This is a genomic window from Microcella alkaliphila, assembly GCF_002355395.1.
GTDB lineage: Bacteria > Actinomycetota > Actinomycetes > Actinomycetales > Microbacteriaceae > Microcella > Microcella alkaliphila_A.
The window spans coordinates 1,973,413-1,989,486 of the sequence record NZ_AP017315.1 but is presented as its reverse complement, the minus strand read 5'-3'; the positions used below and the strand labels follow the sequence as shown (position 1 = coordinate 1,989,486).

General features: G+C 67.5%; 15 protein-coding genes. 9 read left to right on the top strand and 6 right to left on the bottom strand.

Going from position 1 to position 16,074, the window contains the following annotated elements:
• The first annotated feature begins 168 nt into the window (after window positions 1–168).
• Together CPY97_RS09825 and CPY97_RS09820 are read left to right on the top strand one after the other, a co-directional pair.
• Window positions 169–1,668 (top strand): alpha/beta hydrolase, encoded by a 1,500-nt coding sequence (locus CPY97_RS09825; protein WP_096422313.1) that lies wholly within the window; start codon window positions 169–171, stop codon window positions 1,666–1,668.
• 70 nt (window positions 1,669–1,738) lie between these two features.
• Window positions 1,739–2,191, top strand: coding sequence for a hypothetical protein (locus tag CPY97_RS09820; RefSeq protein ID WP_096422311.1), 453 nt, complete (start codon window positions 1,739–1,741; stop codon window positions 2,189–2,191).
• Window positions 2,192–2,257: 66 nt separating this feature from the next.
• Here the strand turns inward: CPY97_RS09820 and CPY97_RS09815 are convergent, their stop codons facing one another.
• Entirely contained in the window at window positions 2,258–2,713 is a 456-nt protein-coding gene (locus CPY97_RS09815; protein ID WP_096422309.1) for an META domain-containing protein, read from the bottom strand.
• Window positions 2,714–2,905: 192 nt separating this feature from the next.
• Here CPY97_RS09815 and gatC point away from each other — a divergent pair, with 192 nt between their 5' ends.
• Both gatC and gatA read left to right on the top strand, forming a co-directional pair.
• The gene (gatC, locus tag CPY97_RS09810) at window positions 2,906–3,205 is read left to right on the top strand and encodes an Asp-tRNA(Asn)/Glu-tRNA(Gln) amidotransferase subunit GatC (protein WP_096422307.1); all 300 of its coding nucleotides are present in this window, start codon (window positions 2,906–2,908) and stop codon (window positions 3,203–3,205) included.
• Complete coding sequence (gatA, locus tag CPY97_RS09805) at window positions 3,202–4,707, top strand: Asp-tRNA(Asn)/Glu-tRNA(Gln) amidotransferase subunit GatA (RefSeq protein WP_096422306.1); 1,506 nt, start codon at window positions 3,202–3,204, stop codon at window positions 4,705–4,707. The genes gatC and gatA overlap by 4 nt, the downstream gene beginning before the upstream one ends.
• Here the strand turns inward: gatA and CPY97_RS09800 are convergent.
• On the bottom strand, window positions 4,704–6,365 hold the full coding sequence (locus CPY97_RS09800; RefSeq protein WP_096422304.1) for an HNH endonuclease signature motif containing protein: 1,662 nt from the start codon (window positions 6,363–6,365) through the stop codon (window positions 4,704–4,706). The genes gatA and CPY97_RS09800 overlap by 4 nt on opposite strands.
• Window positions 6,366–6,475: 110 nt before the next feature.
• On the opposite strand from CPY97_RS09800, the gene CPY97_RS09795 reads away from it, so the two are divergent.
• Window positions 6,476–7,297 (top strand): DUF6498-containing protein, encoded by an 822-nt coding sequence (locus tag CPY97_RS09795; protein WP_096422302.1) that lies wholly within the window; start codon window positions 6,476–6,478, stop codon window positions 7,295–7,297.
• Between the two features lie 193 nt (window positions 7,298–7,490).
• Here the strand turns inward: CPY97_RS09795 and CPY97_RS09790 are convergent, their stop codons facing one another.
• Window positions 7,491–8,342, bottom strand: coding sequence for a hypothetical protein (locus CPY97_RS09790; RefSeq protein WP_096422300.1), 852 nt, complete (start codon window positions 8,340–8,342; stop codon window positions 7,491–7,493).
• The gene (locus tag CPY97_RS09785) at window positions 8,339–8,893 is read right to left on the bottom strand and encodes an RNA polymerase sigma factor (protein ID WP_231923912.1); all 555 of its coding nucleotides are present in this window, start codon (window positions 8,891–8,893) and stop codon (window positions 8,339–8,341) included. Before CPY97_RS09785 ends, CPY97_RS09790 begins: the two co-directional genes overlap by 4 nt.
• Window positions 8,894–9,016: 123 nt before the next feature.
• Here CPY97_RS09785 and gatB point away from each other — a divergent pair, with 123 nt between their 5' ends.
• Entirely contained in the window at window positions 9,017–10,537 is a 1,521-nt protein-coding gene (gene gatB, locus CPY97_RS09780; protein ID WP_096422296.1) for an Asp-tRNA(Asn)/Glu-tRNA(Gln) amidotransferase subunit GatB, read from the top strand.
• A gap of 45 nt (window positions 10,538–10,582) precedes the next feature.
• Here the strand turns inward: gatB and CPY97_RS13890 are convergent, their stop codons facing one another.
• Window positions 10,583–10,768, bottom strand: coding sequence for a GNAT family N-acetyltransferase (locus CPY97_RS13890; protein ID WP_096422294.1), 186 nt, complete (start codon window positions 10,766–10,768; stop codon window positions 10,583–10,585).
• A 1,149-nt stretch (window positions 10,769–11,917) separates the two neighbouring features.
• On the opposite strand from CPY97_RS13890, the gene CPY97_RS09770 reads away from it, so the two are divergent.
• Both CPY97_RS09770 and CPY97_RS09765 read left to right on the top strand, forming a co-directional pair.
• Window positions 11,918–12,856, top strand: coding sequence for an adenylate/guanylate cyclase domain-containing protein (locus tag CPY97_RS09770; RefSeq protein WP_161494112.1), 939 nt, complete (start codon window positions 11,918–11,920; stop codon window positions 12,854–12,856).
• A 29-nt stretch (window positions 12,857–12,885) separates the two neighbouring features.
• Window positions 12,886–13,380: a Pycsar system effector family protein gene (locus CPY97_RS09765; RefSeq protein ID WP_150129254.1), complete on the top strand. Its 495-nt coding sequence runs from the start codon at window positions 12,886–12,888 to the stop codon at window positions 13,378–13,380.
• A 14-nt stretch (window positions 13,381–13,394) separates the two neighbouring features.
• Here CPY97_RS09765 and CPY97_RS09760 read toward each other — a convergent pair whose 3' ends face one another.
• Complete coding sequence (locus CPY97_RS09760; protein WP_096422288.1) at window positions 13,395–15,527, bottom strand: nuclease-related domain-containing DEAD/DEAH box helicase; 2,133 nt, start codon at window positions 15,525–15,527, stop codon at window positions 13,395–13,397.
• 114 nt (window positions 15,528–15,641) lie between these two features.
• On the opposite strand from CPY97_RS09760, the gene CPY97_RS09755 reads away from it, so the two are divergent.
• Window positions 15,642–15,950 (top strand): DUF1905 domain-containing protein, encoded by a 309-nt coding sequence (locus CPY97_RS09755; RefSeq protein WP_096422286.1) that lies wholly within the window; start codon window positions 15,642–15,644, stop codon window positions 15,948–15,950.
• The last annotated feature ends 124 nt before the right edge of the window (window positions 15,951–16,074 follow it).

Genomic DNA, 16,074 nt, shown 5'->3' with positions numbered 1-16,074 from the left:
CACCTGCATCACCCCGATTTTCGGTTTCCTCCGTGTAACCGTTGCGTGAAGCCTGGGAGCTTCTCGAAAAAAATCCCCCATAAGTGGGGTAATTCGCTTACTCTGAGGGAACGCCGTGTGACCCATGCAGGGGTAGCCCGATCATTCGGCGGTTGAGGGGAATCTCGCGTGGTGGTCGATGCCGCAGCGGCAATCATCGCCTCGTTGACCGTAATGGCGGCGGCGGGGCCCTCAACCGCGCTCGAACACCCCCGCCCTGAGCTGTCGGCAAGCATCGTTCAGGCCGCCGCCCCCCACGCCCTCGGCCCCCTCGCATCGCTGCCCGAGGCGGCCACCACCCACGCGTCCGCGCCGGCATCTGCCCCCGCATCCTCGTCCGCCGGCCCCGCCGGCCCCGCCGCCTCCTCCGCCACGCCGGCCGTCGCGGCGATCCCCGACCTCACTCGTCTCACCTCCACCCGCGGAACCCAACTTCTCCGCGGTCTCGGCGCCCTCCCCGCCGCCGAGACCGCCCGGGTTCTGGCCGCCAACCCGCAGCTGGTCGAGCGCACCCTCGCTCGGCCGCCGGCCCCACGCCAGGTCGACCGCTGGTGGTCGAACCTCGACGCCGCGACGCAGCTCAGCCTCGTGAGCGCCGCCCCGCGCCTCGTCGGCAACCTCGACGGCGTGCCGTATGTCATGCGCGACATGGCGAACCGGTCGCACCTGCGCTCGGTCGTGAACGCCCTCGAACTCGCCGACCCGATGAGCCTTGGAGCCTCCGAGCGGCTGCAGCAGCGCGAGCAACTGCAGATGCTCTACTCGGTGCTCGACGCGCTCGGCCCCGCCACCGCGAACCCTCCGCGCCAGCTCATCAGCCTCGACGTCGAAGGTCAGGGCAAGGCGGCGATCGTCGTCGGTGACCTCGCCACCGCTGACTACGTCAGCTACATCGTGCCGGGCATGTTCATCAGCGTTCAGCAGAGCATGGTGGAGTGGGTCGACACCGCGGCCCGCCTGCACGACGAGCAGGTCACGTGGCTGACGCTGCTCGACAGCGCGACCGGCGCAACGCCCGCCACCGACGCAACTTCCGACACCGACGCGTCCACCCCCACGGTCGCCAGCGTCGCCTGGATCGGCTACCAGACCCCGCACCTGCTGAACGTCGGAAGCCTCGACCTCGCCTACGAGGGCCGCGATGCGATCGCCTCCGCCGTGCTTGGCCTGCAGACCCTCCGCGGCGACAACGCGCCCTACCTGTCGCTGCTCGCCCACTCGTACGGGTCGACGGCCGCGATGCTCGCTCTCACCGAAACCTCCGCAACCGTCGACGCCCTCGCGATGATCGGCTCGCCGGGCGCCCCCGGCGCGAGCGTTGCCACGCTGAACGTGCGCGGCGATGTCTTCGTCGGCGAGGCAGCGTGGGATCCGATCCCGAACTCGTCGTTCTTCGGCCTCGACCCGGGCTCGTCCGACTTCGGCGCCCGCGCCATGAACGTCGCCGGCGGCATCGACGTCATCACCAACCGCGTGCTCGAAGGCTCGACCGGCCACAACTCCTACTTCAGCCCCGGAACCGAGTCGATGCGCAACCTCGCCCTCATCGCTATCGACCGCGGCGAGCTCGTCACCGACGGCACGAGCACCGACGCCCTGCGCACGCTCGACTACGCGCTCACGTACTGACCTGTCAGCACTCTGCCCGCCGGCCGCGTCCCGGTGCTACCGTGCTTCGACCGGTCACCAATGGAGTCCCATGCCCCCCGCACGCGCGTTGCCCCGCACGGTCGCGTCTCTCGTGGCGGCGGCTCTCCTTCTGAGCGGATGCGCGCTGTCGCCCACTACGGACGTCACCGACCAGCATGCCCGCGACCGCTTCATCACCCTCGTCGACGCGGCGCAGCATGCCGCGGGCGGAACCTGGCAGGTGAAGGACGACCCGAGTCCGCGCGAGTGCACGATCCCGCTGTGGGTGACGGGGGCGCGCATCCCGGCGCTGCGCACCGGTCCGGCGCCGGGCGACGGCATCGAGGAGGCCGCCGGGCGCATGCAACGCCACTTCACCGACTCCGGGATGCGCACGACCGTCTCCGAGATCGGCGACGTGGTCGAGGTGCGCGCCGAGACGCCGGCCGGGGAGCTGCTGCTGTTTCGGGTGAGTGAGACGGCGATGACGATCACGGGCGAAAGCGAGTGCCGCCCCGCGTAGAGCGTCGAGGACTCACGCCGCCCGCACTACAGCGCCCCGCGCCGCGCCGCCGCCGCGCTGCTGTCCTTACTCGCGTTCGAAGCGCAGCCGCACGTCGTCGCCGGCGAGCACGAGGGCACCCTCGATGAGCTGCGCCTTCGTCGCCGACGTGAGGGCGCCGAGGTAACGCATTTCGAGGTCCATCAACTCCTCCGGCTCACACCACATGTAGGTGCTGAACACCTCACTGATCGTCATCTCGCCGGCGGAGGTCCGACCGACCGTGCCGGCGAAGTTCCCGCCGTAGGCGTTGCACACTTCGCCGCCGACGCTGCCGTCGTCGATGACGAGGGTGACGGGGCCGGCGTCGACAGGAAGGGGACCGTTCGCGTCGCTGGCGCTCACGAGCATCCAGGTGCCGTCGGGGGCGGAGCTGTCAGCGGATGCGCTGGCCGCGCATCCGGCAAGCCCCATCGCGAGCACGCCGGCGGTCGCCGCGAGGCCGAGCCGGGCGATGGCGGAGGTGCGAGTTCGGAAAGTCATGGCCGTTCCTTTCGGCGGGAGCACCCGTTCGGGTGCGCTTCTACTGGTCCAGACGCACGGCAACACGAAAACGTTGGGGGAGGCCCGCCCGCCCGCGCGCCCGTTCCTCGCGCGAGCCCTCAGTAGGATGGTCGGGTCGGCCCGCCGCTCGCGGGCATCCCCTCGATCGACCGCCAACGGCTGGAGTCGTGCATGTCTGAAATCACGCCCGAGAGCGTGCGCCACCTCGCGTCGCTCGCGCGCATCGCCCTCACCGAGGACGAGATCGCGTCACTGACGACCGAACTGGGAGCGATCGTCGACGCCGTCGCGACCGTGCAGCAGGTCGCGGGCGATGACATTCCGGCGACCAGCCACCCGATTCCGCTGACGGGCGGGATGCGCGTCGATGAGCCGGGCACGCCCCTCACGACCGCCGAGGCGCTCGCCGGCGCGCCCGACAGCGACGGCACCCGCTTTCGCGTCACCGCGATCCTGGGGGAGGAGCAGTGAGCGCCGAGCTGATCCACGCGACCGCCGCCGACCTGGCGCACCGTCTTTCGGCGGGCGAGGTCAGCGCCGTCGAGGTCACGCAGGCGCACCTCGACCGCATCGCGGCCGTCGACGGTGACGTGCACGCGTTCCTGCACGTGAGCGAGCAGGCCCTCGAGGTGGCCGCGCAGGTCGACGCCGACCGCGCCGCGGGCGACGCGCTGCCCGAGCTGGCCGGCGTTCCGGTGGCGATCAAGGACGTGCTGTGCACGCTCGACATGCCGTCGACGTCCGGGTCGAAGATCCTCGAGGGCTGGGTGCCGCCGTACGATGCGACCGTTGTCGCGCGCCTTCGCGCCGCCCGCATGGTGCCGCTCGGCAAGACCAACATGGACGAGTTCGCGATGGGCTCCTCCACTGAGTTTTCGGCGTATGGGCCGACCAAGAACCCGTGGGACCTGACGCGCATCCCGGGCGGTTCGGGCGGTGGCTCGGCGGCCGCGGTTGCCGCGTTCGAGGCGCCGTTCGCGCTCGGCTCCGACACGGGCGGATCGATCCGCCAGCCCGGCGCCGTCACCGGCACGGTCGGCGTGAAGCCCACCTACGGCGGGGTGAGCCGCTACGGCGCGATCGCGCTGGCGAGCTCGCTCGACCAGGTGGGGCCGGTGTCGCGCACGGTGCTCGACGCGGCGCTCTTGCACGACGCGATCGGCGGGCACGATCCGCGCGATGCGACGAGCATCCCGGATGCCTGGCCGTCGATGACCGCCGCTGCCCGCGAGGGGCTCACCGGCGACGCGCTGAAGGGCCTGCGGGTCGGCGTCGTGACCGACCTGGACGGCGAGGGCTTCCAGCCGGGCGTGCGTCAGCGCTTCCACGAGACGCTCGAGATGCTGTCGGCGGCGGGGGCGGAAATCGTTGAGGTCAGCGCCCCGCACTTTCAGTACGCGATCGCCGCGTACTACCTGATCTTGCCGGCGGAGGCGTCGAGCAACCTGGCGAAGTTCGACTCGGTTCGCTTCGGGATGCGCGTGGACGTTGCCGGCGGAACCGTCGAGGACGTCATGGCCGCGACCCGCGAGGCGGGCTTTGGCCCGGAGGTGAAGCGCCGCATCATCCTCGGCACGTACGCGCTGTCGGCGGGCTACTACGACGCGTACTACGGCAGTGCGCAAAAGGTGCGCACGCTGATTCAGCGTGACTTCAACGCGTGCTTCGCTCAGGCGGACGTGCTCGTGTCGCCGGCGGCGCCGACCACGGCGTTTAAGTTCGGCGAGAAGCTGGATGACCCGCTGGCGATGTACTTGAACGACGTGACGACGATTCCGGCGAACCTGGCGGGCGTGCCGGGCATGAGTCTGCCGATGGGGCTCGCGCCGGAGGACGGGCTGCCGACGGGTCTGCAGATCATGGCTCCGGCGCGGCACGACGCGCGGCTGTACCAGGTGGGCGCGGCGGTCGAGCAGCTGCTGGAGTCGGACTGGGGCGGCCCGCTCTGGGCGAAGGCCCCGCAGCTCGGTTAGTCGCTCGGCGTCCTTCGTCTCGCATTCGGCCCGGCTCCCATTGGGCCTGGCTCACTGCCACTGCGGCGTTCTCTCACTCGGATCGCGCGGGGGAGCACCCTGCTCTTGGTGGGCGCGGGTATCGGGCTTCGGCTCGGGTCGACGCCGGGTGGTGGCCGGAAGGCGAATCCGGCGGTGAGGTGGCGCTCGATCTGCCAACCGTTGTTGTGCAGCAGCATGTGGTGGTGTCGGCAGAGAAGGATTCCATTGGCGACGTCGGTTCTGCCCCCGTGTATCCATTCGGTGATGTGGTGGGCTTCCGTCCAGGAGGGCGGTCGCTCGCAGCCGGGGAACCGGCACCCTCCGTCGCGGGCGGCGAGCGCGAGGCGCTGGCGGCGCGTGTAGAGGCGGGTTTCGCGGCCGAGGTTGAGCACGTCTCCGGCGTCGTCGACGACGACGGCGAGGGTTCCGGCGGCGCAGCGGTGCCGTTCGGCGGTGGCGACGCTGACGGGCTCGCTCTGGCCTTCGACGCGGGCGAGGCCGGCTCGGGCGCGCAGGTCGCGTTCGGCGACGATCACCTGCACGGCGGGCGGGGCGACGCCGATGAGTTCGGTGGGGGCGACGTGCCCGCCGATGCGAACGAGTTCGACGAGCGCATCAACGGCGATCTGCTCGGTCGTGCGGGTGTCGTTGATGATGCGTTCGGCGCGTTCGATCTCGGATTCGCTCACAAAGCGCGGTCCTCCGCGGCGGGGTGAGGTGGCCCCGTCAATCGCGGAGCGCACCAGCGCGGCGGATTCGGGGTCGAGCAGCCCGGACAGTCGCGTCATGCCGTCGGGTTGCTGGGTCAGGTAGAGGTAGCGGCGGTCGCGGCGGGCCTGCTCGGCTTCGGCGGCGCGTTCGACGTCGGCGTCGGCGTCGAGCACGGCGCGGGCTTCGCGGGCGCGGGCGGCGAGCTGCTCGACCGTCACGGCGGGAGCGCACGCGACGAGCGCCCGGGCGGCCTCAGCCAACTGCGTAGCGGTCACCACGGTGCACACATGTGTCGGACGCGGGGATATCGCGTCGCTGCCAGCAGGCTCGGCGGCGTCGCGTGACTGACCGTCCGCAATCGCAGCACCAGCCTCGCTGAGGGGTGCCGCGGTCGCGCTTTCGTGCTCGGGGTGCGTACACGCCCCGGCATCGGGCTCGCCGAGCCCGACCTGGATCGCCGATGCCTGCTCGATCGTCAGCTGCGCCCGGGAGACGGCGTCGGTCACGCAGTCGAGCCACGGGCGGCGCGGCTGTCGAGACTCGGCCGGAGCAACGCCCGGCGCTTCGTCAGCGACCCGCGACTGAGCTTCAGCCTGCGCGTCGAGCAGCGACCCGACCCGCACGAGCGCGGCGGCGTCACGCGCGCTGCCGCCGGTCAGGGTCTGCACGAGCTTCTGCGGGGTCCGAGCCCCGAGCCGCTGGGCGAGCCCGTCGTGCCCGAGTTCGTGCCGCGAGCGGTAGGCGACCGCGGCAGCGACCAACGCTGCAGCCGCGTCAGCCCGCCGGCGCACCTCGGCGAGCACGCGTTGCAGGGAGATCAGCTCGTTGTCGCTGAGCCCATCGACCGCCGGAGCGGCGAACGGCTGCTCCGTTTCCACCAGCGACGCGACGAGCGTCAAGGTGAGTAATGCGTTCGAATTGGACATACTCCATTGTCTCAAGCAGTCGAACGTATGTACAGAGTGCGAGGCAACCTCGTGGAAAGGTTTTTCGCGGCGCGATTGTGGAGGAGAGGTGCCGTGTCAGAATCACACCGATGAGCGAGAGTGAGAGCGAGAACGAGCCCAACGCGACCGGCCGCGGCGACCCTGTCCCAGCAGGCAACGCGCCCTACCACAGCGCACCAGCGACCCCCGCACCCGCCGCCACCCCCGCTCTCACCGCACCCACCCCCGAATCGCACCCCGGCCCCACCCGCCTGGCCCCGCGCATCCTCACGATCGCGATCTACACGCTGCTCCCCATCGCCGGCGTGCTCTTCTTCGGCTGGGATTGGCGCGAAGTGATCATCTTGTACTGGCTCGAGAATGTGGCGCTGGGCGTCGCGATGGTGATCCGCATGCTGCGCACGATCGCCGACCCCGGCACCGACGCGCTGATCGTGAACGGCCGCCCGATCAACCCCGGCCCGATCGCGGTGATCGGCATGACGATCTTCTTCTGCTTCCACTACGGAATGTTCACGATCGTCCACGGTGTCTTCGTCTTCTCGATCGCCGCCGGCGCGTTCAGCATCGGCGCGAGCAACAACCCGAATTCCCTTGCCGGCCCCGACGCCCTCAGCCTCGCCACGATCGACTGGCTCGGTGTCTTCCTCGTCTTCGCGGTCGGCGGCCTGATCCAGCTCGCGATGGCCGCGTTCGGCCCGCTCGGCCCGAAGCGCGGCAGCGCGCTGATGATGAGCGCCTACCCGCGCATCATCGTGCTGCACATCACGATCATCGGCGGCACCTTCTTGATCGCGTCGCTCGGCTGGCCGCCGATCGCGGCGCTCCTTCTCATCGGGATGCACGGAGCAGTCGACGCCGTCGCCATCGTCCGCGCAAATCGCGCCCACCGCGAACCGGCCCCGGTTTAGGCGACCGCACCCCGACAGCAGGCTGATGCTGGCCAGTGGTAATTCACGGTGGGAGCACGTCGGATCGTTTGCTCATCTCGATCGAAGTCGCGATCGCCGACTCGGGCTCCAGAAGCATGGCTGTGCCTCCACCAGTTCGCACGCCACGTTTCACTTCGGGCACGAAACCCGACTTGCCTGACCAGCGCGGTACTCAAGGGTTCTGGAGGACGAATTCGCCAATGACTGTTTCGCCGTCGGACAAGTACACGGGCACCGAAAGCCGCTTGCCTCGCTGTTCTTCTTGCCAGCGCAGTGCGTCTGCGGGCGAGGTGAACTCTTTGGCCGCGGCAGTTCCGTCGATTTCGGCTAGCTCAGCGGTGTACACGTAGCCCGGCCGCCCCTCCGTCGTGAGCACGGCGATCAGGTCTGGCGTTCCGGTCTCATTCGCGACTCCGAAGGTCTCGCCCTTCGCGTTCACGCCCCAATCGGTTGCCTCCCGTGCGACGTACACGGCGGCGATCCGCCACCTCACGTCAACGGGGCTGGTGAGGAAGATGGAATCTTGTCCGTTGACCGGGAAGTCGTACCACGTGGAGGCGGGATCGTCGCCCTGCTCGCAGATGATTTCCGGGCTGTTCAACGGGTCGGTACCAAACGAGATGGTGCCGGCCGACAAACACGTGATCTGGACGCTGACGTGGGTCGCTTCGGATGGTGGTGAAGGAAGAGTCACCTGAGCGGAGCCTGCGCCCGTCTGGTCGACCAGTAGCCCTTCAGTTGGAAGGTCACCGTCGTCTCGCCCTACCGCTTCTGGCGGGAGCACGGTTACGATCTCGCCGCCAGGTAGCGGGGCATTTACCGAGAACGGCCAGTCAAGCAACCCTGCGGCGGCAGCCGCGGTGAGACCCCCGCCGAGCACGAGGAATCCGACTCCAGTCGACACCGTAGCGATCACGGCTCGATTGGGCCGTCGGCTCAGCGCCTCTGCCTCGACGGAGACATGTTTGACGATGGCCTCGCGCCACGCGTCGCTGCGCTCAGGAGTGAACGTAGGGGTGTTCATGAAGCGGCCCCTTCCTCGTCGTCTAGTTCTGCTGCGGTTCGCAGTCTCGCCTTTGCTCGCGATAGGCGAGCCCTCGCGGCGGCGTGTGTCAGTCCGAGCTTCTCTCCCGCTTCCCGCACATTCAGGCCCTGGACTGCGGTGAGGGTCAGAAGCTCTCGGTCTACGTCCGGCAGAGAGCCGAGGGCTCGCTCTGCTTGCTCACGCGCGCCGATGTCATCGAGAACGTCATGCGCCTGTGTTGTCGGTAGCGAGTCGAGAAGTGCCTTGTATCGCCGTAGTGAGCGTTCGTGGTTTCGCGCTACGTTTCTGCAGGTCGTCAGCAACCACGGCAGCACGGAGTTGTTCACGACGCGAACGCGGGCCCGTCGTCGCCATGCCTCCAGGAAGGTGACCCCGGTGACGTCCTCGGCGTCAACAGGATTGGTCACCTGACGCAGTGCCTGCCGAAACACTGCGTCTCGATGTCGATCCCACAACGCGCCGAAAGCCTCTCCGTCGCCGCCCCGACAAGCCGCCCATAGGGCGGTGTCGTCGGCGAGATCATCCCTCATGCCTAAGACTGTCCGCTCACGGGGAAAGTGTGACATCACAACACGCAACCACGGGGGCCACGATCGCCGCGAGCCGCCGCCCCCGCGCATCCCGCCCCTCCCCGCGCCCGTAGGATTGTCGGTATGGCGCGCGCTGAACTCATGGACTTCGACAAGGCCCTCGAACTGTTCGAACCGGTGCTCGGCTTCGAGGTGCACGTCGAGCTCAGCACGAAGACGAAGATGTTCTCCGACGCCCCGAACCCGGCGTTCAGCGGCAATGCCATCACCGAGCCGAACACGGCGATCACGCCGGTCTGCCTCGGACTTCCCGGCAGCCTGCCTGTGGTCAACGAGACGGCCGTTCAGTATTCGATCTCGCTGGGCCTCGCGCTCGGCTGCCAGATCGCCCCGTCGAGCCGCTTCGCGCGCAAGAACTACTTCTACCCCGACCTTGCGAAGAACTACCAGATCAGCCAGTACGACGAGCCGATCGCCTTCGAGGGGATGCTCGAGGTCGAACTCGAGGACGGCGAACTCTGGCAGGTTCCCATCGAGCGCGCCCACATGGAGGAGGACGCCGGCAAGCTGACGCACGTGGGCGGGTCGACGGGCCGCATCCAGGGCGCCGAGTTCAGCCTCGTCGACTACAACCGCGCCGGTGTGCCGCTGGTGGAGATCGTGACGAAGCCGATCTACGGGGCCGAGCACCGCGCGCCCGAGCTCGCGAAGGCGTACGTCTCGACGATTCGCGACATCGTGCGCGCGCTGGGCATCAGCGAGGCCCGCATGGAGCGCGGCAACCTGCGCTGCGACGCGAACGTCTCGCTGCGCCCGCGCGGGCAAGAGAAGCTCGGCACCCGCACCGAGACGAAGAACGTCAACTCGTTCAGATCCGTCGAGCGGGCGGTGCGCTACGAAATTCAGCGCCAGGCGGCGATCTTGGCGAAGGGCGGCACGATCCAGCAGGAGACCCGCCACTGGCATGAAGACACGGGCACCACCTCGCCCGGTCGCGTGAAGAGCGACGCCGACGACTACCGCTACTTCCCCGAGCCCGACCTGCTGCCGGTGACGCCCGATGAGGCGCTGATCGAGCAACTGCGCGCTTCCTTGCCGGAGGCTCCGGCCGCGCGCCGTCGCCGCCTGAAGCAGGAGTGGGGCTTCACCGACCTCGAGTTCCGCGACGTGGTGAACTCGGGGCTCTTGGTCGAGGTCGATGAGACGGTCGCGGCGGGCGCCGCCCCGCAGCAGGCCCGCAAGTGGTGGACGGGCGAGATCGCCCGCATCGCGAACACGCAGGACGCCGAGCCGGCGTCTCTGATCTCACCGGCGGATGTCGCCGCGATTGTCGAGCTGGTCGAGTCGGGCACGTTGACCGACCGCCTGGCCCGTCAGGTCGTCGAGGGCGTCATCGCGGGGGAGGGCAGGCCTAAGGAGGTCGTGGATGCTCGTGGCCTCGCCGTCGTCTCCGACGACGGTGCGCTGATCGCGGCGGTGGATGCTGCACTCGCCTCCCAGCCGGACGTTCTGGAGAAGATCCGCGATGGCAAGGTGCAGGCCGCCGGCGCGATCATCGGCGCGGTCATGAAGGCGATGGGCGGCAAGGCGGATGCGGCGCGGGTGCGCGAGCTGGTGCTGGAGCGGGCCGGAGCATCGAACTAGTGCACGAATGGTGACCTCACGCGTCGTCGACGCGAAATCGCCCTTCTACTGTGTGGGTATTGTTCGCTCCAACTTCAACGAGTTGGCCGAGAATCCCAGGTGCGCATAGAACTGCAAGGCGCTCTCATTCGCGTCAACTGTGAACTGCGCAATGTTCCGCGCGGCACCGTGATCCAGCAATAGCCGCACCAATCCCCGGCCAATGCCGCGGTGACGATGACTTGATCGCACGTAGACGCTTTAGATCTCGCCCGTTGCTCGATCGAACCGCGATGGGTTCGGCACCCTGGGGTGGACTACGAGCCAGGCCATGCCAACCAGCTGATTGCCATCCTCTGCGACCGCGCATGCGCACCACGCTTGCGCGGCTGCTAGCCACTCCTCGAATCGCTCGGTGAAGGCGCGTCGTTCTGACGCAGAAGGCGTCCTGTTCGGCTGGTCCCGCTCAAATCGAAGATCGGCCAGCGACCGAGCGTCCGTAAGAGCCGCAAGACGTATCGGCCCCGGTCCACGCTGCGCTTCACCCACAAGCTTGACGCTAGTGAGTTATCGATCGGGAGTCACGCTGTCGGATGGCGCAGGTCAGCGCCATACAGCGAGTTCATCTGCCAAACGCGTCGCCGTTCCTCGGGGCCTTCGCCACTGGCGTTCGAGCAGATGAATGTGCCGGGTCATGCCGGACTGCGTCCATAACTTGGTGTATCCGGTTCCTCGGCGACCGAAACCTACGGCGCGATCGTCGAGGCGGTAGATGCTGCGCTCGCATCCCAGCCAGACTTTCTGTCGAGGGTCCGCGACGGTAGGGCTGACGTGGCTGGGGTGCACCAACTTGTGCTGGAGCGGGCGGGCACTTCCAGTTAGGTGCGCCAGGCGTATCGGGCCTATCGACGATTCGGCAACGAACATCCAGCGGGTGGGCGTTCTTCGCTCTAGCGTCGAAAGCTTGCCCACAAAGATCAGGTGCTCATCGAACTGCGAGCCCCGGCATTTTCATGCGCAGCGCGCGGGCTAATTCCACGTCCCGCATCGGATCGAGTAAAGGCTAGACCGACCTCCGGCCAACGCCGAGGCCGCGATGACCTGGTCGGATGAAGTAACCCTGAATGTCGTCAGATGCTTGAAGGGTCCGTAGCGGGTTACACGCCGGAGTTGATGATCTTCTCGAGAATTTCGCCGACACGCTCCGGTCGGTAAAGGCGTGTTTCGAGACGGATTAGTCAGCGGACTCGCTAATCAAGTCAGTGAGTTCAGCGACGAAAACCGCACGGACTGCAGTTCCTGCCCGCGTACACCCCGTGACAGCGACGCGGATAGCGCGACCGGTGAAGGCTGAATATGTCGGGGCTGGGCGGTACCCTCAGACCCGACGAGGAGGCGCACGTGGCGATTGATTTGGATGGCTTGCTGAAACAAGTTGGTGACCGTACGGCAGAGAAGCTTGATTCCCTGCCCGACGTCATCGAGAAGGGTCAAGATCTCGACGTCACGAAACTCCCAATCAACTCCACGTGGCATCGGCTTGCTGACGTTGTTTGTGTGGTGGCGGATCTTGAGCGCTCCACCAATCTCGCGAAGGGACGAACTCCAGCTGGTGTGGCGAGCATTTACGATGCGGGCGTGGGGTCAATCGTCCGGATTCTCGCGAGCTTTGGCGCAGACTTCATCGATATTCAGGGCGATGCCGCTTTCGCGCTTTTCTGGGACGAAAGGCGCTATGAAAGGGCTTTCTGTGCCGCGATGACGATCAGGACCTACAATCCAACCTTTACAAAGGAAGTCCACAACCGTTGGCCAAAGGCAGCGTCAACAGGATTCAAGGTTGGCGTAGCGAGCGGACCAGTGCTTGTGAAGCGCGTTGGCCCAGAACGTCAGGTTGACTTCCAAGAGCCTGTGTGGGCGGGACGACCCGTGAACTACGCGGTGAAGACCGCGCAACAGGGCGCGACTGATCGACTGTTGGTAACCGGTTCCGTGTGGGACGTAATCGGCAAGAACGATTACATCGCCTTTTCGTGCGGGTGTGACTCCGGGGTCCCCGGGCGCGAACCGTCGGTGCTCTGGAAGTCAATTGAGCTTGAGAAGATCCCCGATGGGCAGCGACACGGAACGTACGTTGGAAGCACGTGGTGCAGTACGCATGGCCAAGACTTCTGTACTGAGATCATGGCGGGCAAGACTGCACGCGGGGGCATTCCCCACCGTGAGATGAGCAAGCGGAATCTCTTGGACGAGGGGACTGTCCTGCTCAAGGATGCCTCTCGGCAACGCGCTGAGGAGAAGGCGGCATCGCTCAAGACCTTCTTGGACGCGAGCAAGTGATGTTCCGCCGAGCAGCATCGCGCGATGACTTGTTCTACTCGCTCGCTCTCCGCATTCTTGCGGAGTCAAGGGAAGAACTCGCCCGCGCGGACGGTAAGGCATCGATCCTGCTCGCTGCCGCGTCACTGATAGCGGGCGTAGTTCTGTCAGCAATTCTTGCTGGTGACTGGCAACCTGGTGACTTGAATCTTTGTAGCCAGATCGCCTGGTGGGCTGGAATCTTGAGCGCCGCGGTCGGGATAGTCGCATTGGCAACCGCCGTGTATCCGCGCACCAAGTACCGGGGCGCGCGACCGCCGAGTGTGATCGCTTACTTTGGGGACGTTGCGATGACACCAGTGCACACCCTCGCGAAGCGTTTGCGTGAGACCGCTGCGAGCACCGATGCGGTAATCGATCAGATGAAGGCCATAGCGTGGATTGTGGATCGCAAGTATCTCGGTATCCAGACGGCGTTGTGGGCATTTGCACTAGCCGGTCTGCTTTGTATCGGTTCAGTCGTTGTCGATCAAATCTTTTTCTAGCTAAGCACTGAGGATCAACCTTTCGTTCGCACATCGACTTTTGTCGTGGGTCCAGCGTGTCCAAAGGCCCCGACCCATAACCGATCGCGCGCTCGGTTCATCCCGACGTACAGCTCCCGCCGTTCGATCTCGAACCGCTCGCGAACCCCATCCTCAAGCTCGCCAACTCTGGCGGCCCCACCCAGCAACCGCCCCGGCACCCGCGTCAACACCACCTGCTTGAACTCCAAGCCTTTCGCACGCTTGATGGTGCCGACCTTCACCCGCCCCGACACCTCGCCGCGGTAGTCGGTGAGCAGCACGGTCTCGATTCCTGCGGAACGCAGTGCAGCATCCATCGCCGCAACGTCGCGGTTCGTCTGCGCGAGCACGCCGACGTCGCCCGGGTCGACGCCCGACGCGACCAAAGCGTGAATGTGCGCGACGACCGCCGCGTCATGCGCCGCCACAGAACCGAACTGGTGCACCTCGGGAACCGGGCCCGTGCGCGGGATCGCGACCGCAGCATCCCCGCGCCCCGCTCCGCCCTCGATGTCGACGAACTCGTCACCCTCAACAATCTGCAAAGCGAACTCCGCGATCTCGCGGGTGTTGCGGTAGTTGGTCGACAGCACGACTCCGCGGCCGGTGACCGAGAAGCCCGCCTCGGCGAGCGTGTAGCCGCCCGGGTAGATGGTCTGCTGGCCGTCACCGATGAGGGTGAGGCCGTCGGGGCGGTCGCCGACGAGGGCGTGCAGCATGCGGATCATCGCGCACGACAGATCCTGCGCCTCGTCGATCACGACCGCGCTGACCCCCTCCAGCGGGCGCTCGCGCAGCGACGCCTCGGCGCGCAGAATCACGTCCTCGAAGTCCATGACCCCCGCCTCGCGCAGGTTCTGCTGGTACTGCGCGTACAGCCGCCACACCTCGCGGCGCTGGTCGACCGTCAACCTCCGCCGACGCCCGGCGCGGGCCAGGTCGGCGTACTGCTCGAAGGTCGTGAGCCCGCGGCCCTTGATGACGTGCAGCAGCTCGTCCTGCCAGTACTTCGCGTTGCGGTCGAGGGCGCCGAGCGGGCCGCGCATGCCGACCTGGTTCCACGCGCGGTTGAACGCCTGGTTCGCCTCGGGCAGTTTCACCGTGACGCGCTGCCCGCGCTCGCGCAGCACGCGCAAGGCGAACTGGTGCACTCCGGTGAACTCGACCCGGTCGGCCACCTCGGGCGCGAGCCGCGTCATCAGCGTCGCCAGCACGTCGGGCAGGGTGCGCACGTACGTCGTCACGATCACGCGGCCCGTGGATGCGCGCGCCAGGTACGCGGCGCGGTGCAGCCCGACGACCGTCTTGCCACAACCGGCAGGCCCGCGCACGCGCGACGGGCCCGAAAAGCTGCGCCGCACCAGCTTCGCCTGGTCGGGGTGCAGAAACGCCATCCATTCCTCGATGGGGGCGGCGAGCATCCCGGCCAGAAACGTGTCGGCGATCTCGTCGAGCGTGAGCAGCGGCTCGGGCTCGCTTGCGACCGGCTCCGGGATGCTCGCATCCAGCTCCGACGGCGCGTCGCCCACCAGCGGGAAGTGGTCGAGCACCCGGGCCAGCACCGCGTTCTGCGCACGGTCGGTGAGCCGGCGGCCGAAGCCGGCGATGTGCTTCGCGGTGGCACGCTCGCCCACGACCATCAGGCCGCCGAGACCCTCAAGGGGAGTGGGCGGCATGGCTGAGCCGGCGAGCACGATGAGCACGTGCACTTCGCCGGGGGCGAGCCCCACGTCGGCGAGCACCGCTTCGGTGCTGTAGCCGACGTCGGCGAGTCCGGCGAGCTCATCGGTGACGTCGGCCTGGCCGCGGAAGATGCGCCCGGCCGCGACCGTCACCTCGCGCCACGCCTTCGTGTCGACGACGAAGACGCCGCCCGGGCCGACCAGTACGTGGTCGATCTGCGCGCGGCTGCCGCGGCGGGCGCCCGGCCAGCCGCGGTCATGCAAGAAGGTGTAGCCCTGGGCGGTGAGCGGGGCGAGACTGCCGGCGACCTGGCGTTCGGTGCGGTGGGCGATCATCCATCGTTCGGCCTCGTTGCGGGCGATCTCGGCAAGCCGCTGGTGCTCGTCAGCGAGGGCGACCAGGCGGCGCGCCTCAACGCCCGCCGATCGTCCCGCTTCGCTCACGACGCCCCCGATCTGAGTTCTTCTCCATCAGACCAGGCGGGGCGCAAGAAGGGAACCCTCGTTCTGTGGCCAGTTCGGGGGTGACACGTCACCCCTCTCCGCCACACTGAACCCATGCCCGCCGCCTACGTCTTCGACGCCGAGCTCTGGGAGTGGCCCGCCCGCGCATCCTGGTTCTTCGTCAGCGTGCCCGAGCCGATCAGTGACGAGATCGACGCGCGCACCCACGGGCTCACGCCCGGCTTCGGCAGCGTGCGCGTCACCGTGCGCGTCGGCGGCAGCGCATGGGCGACGAGCGTCTTCCCCGACACCACCCGCGGATGCTTCGTGCTGCCCATCAAGAAGGCGGTGCGCGACGCCGAAGGGATCGCACCCGGCGACAGCGTACGCATCCACCTCGACCTCGCGGATGCTCGCCCCTAATTTTCGAGACATCATCTCTTCATCAACTGACTGATGCTTTGGCATGCGTGTATTGCAAGTCACAAGACAGGTCTGTATGGTCAACATATGCCTGACACTCGGGGTCGGTCAGGTGAAGCAGCGG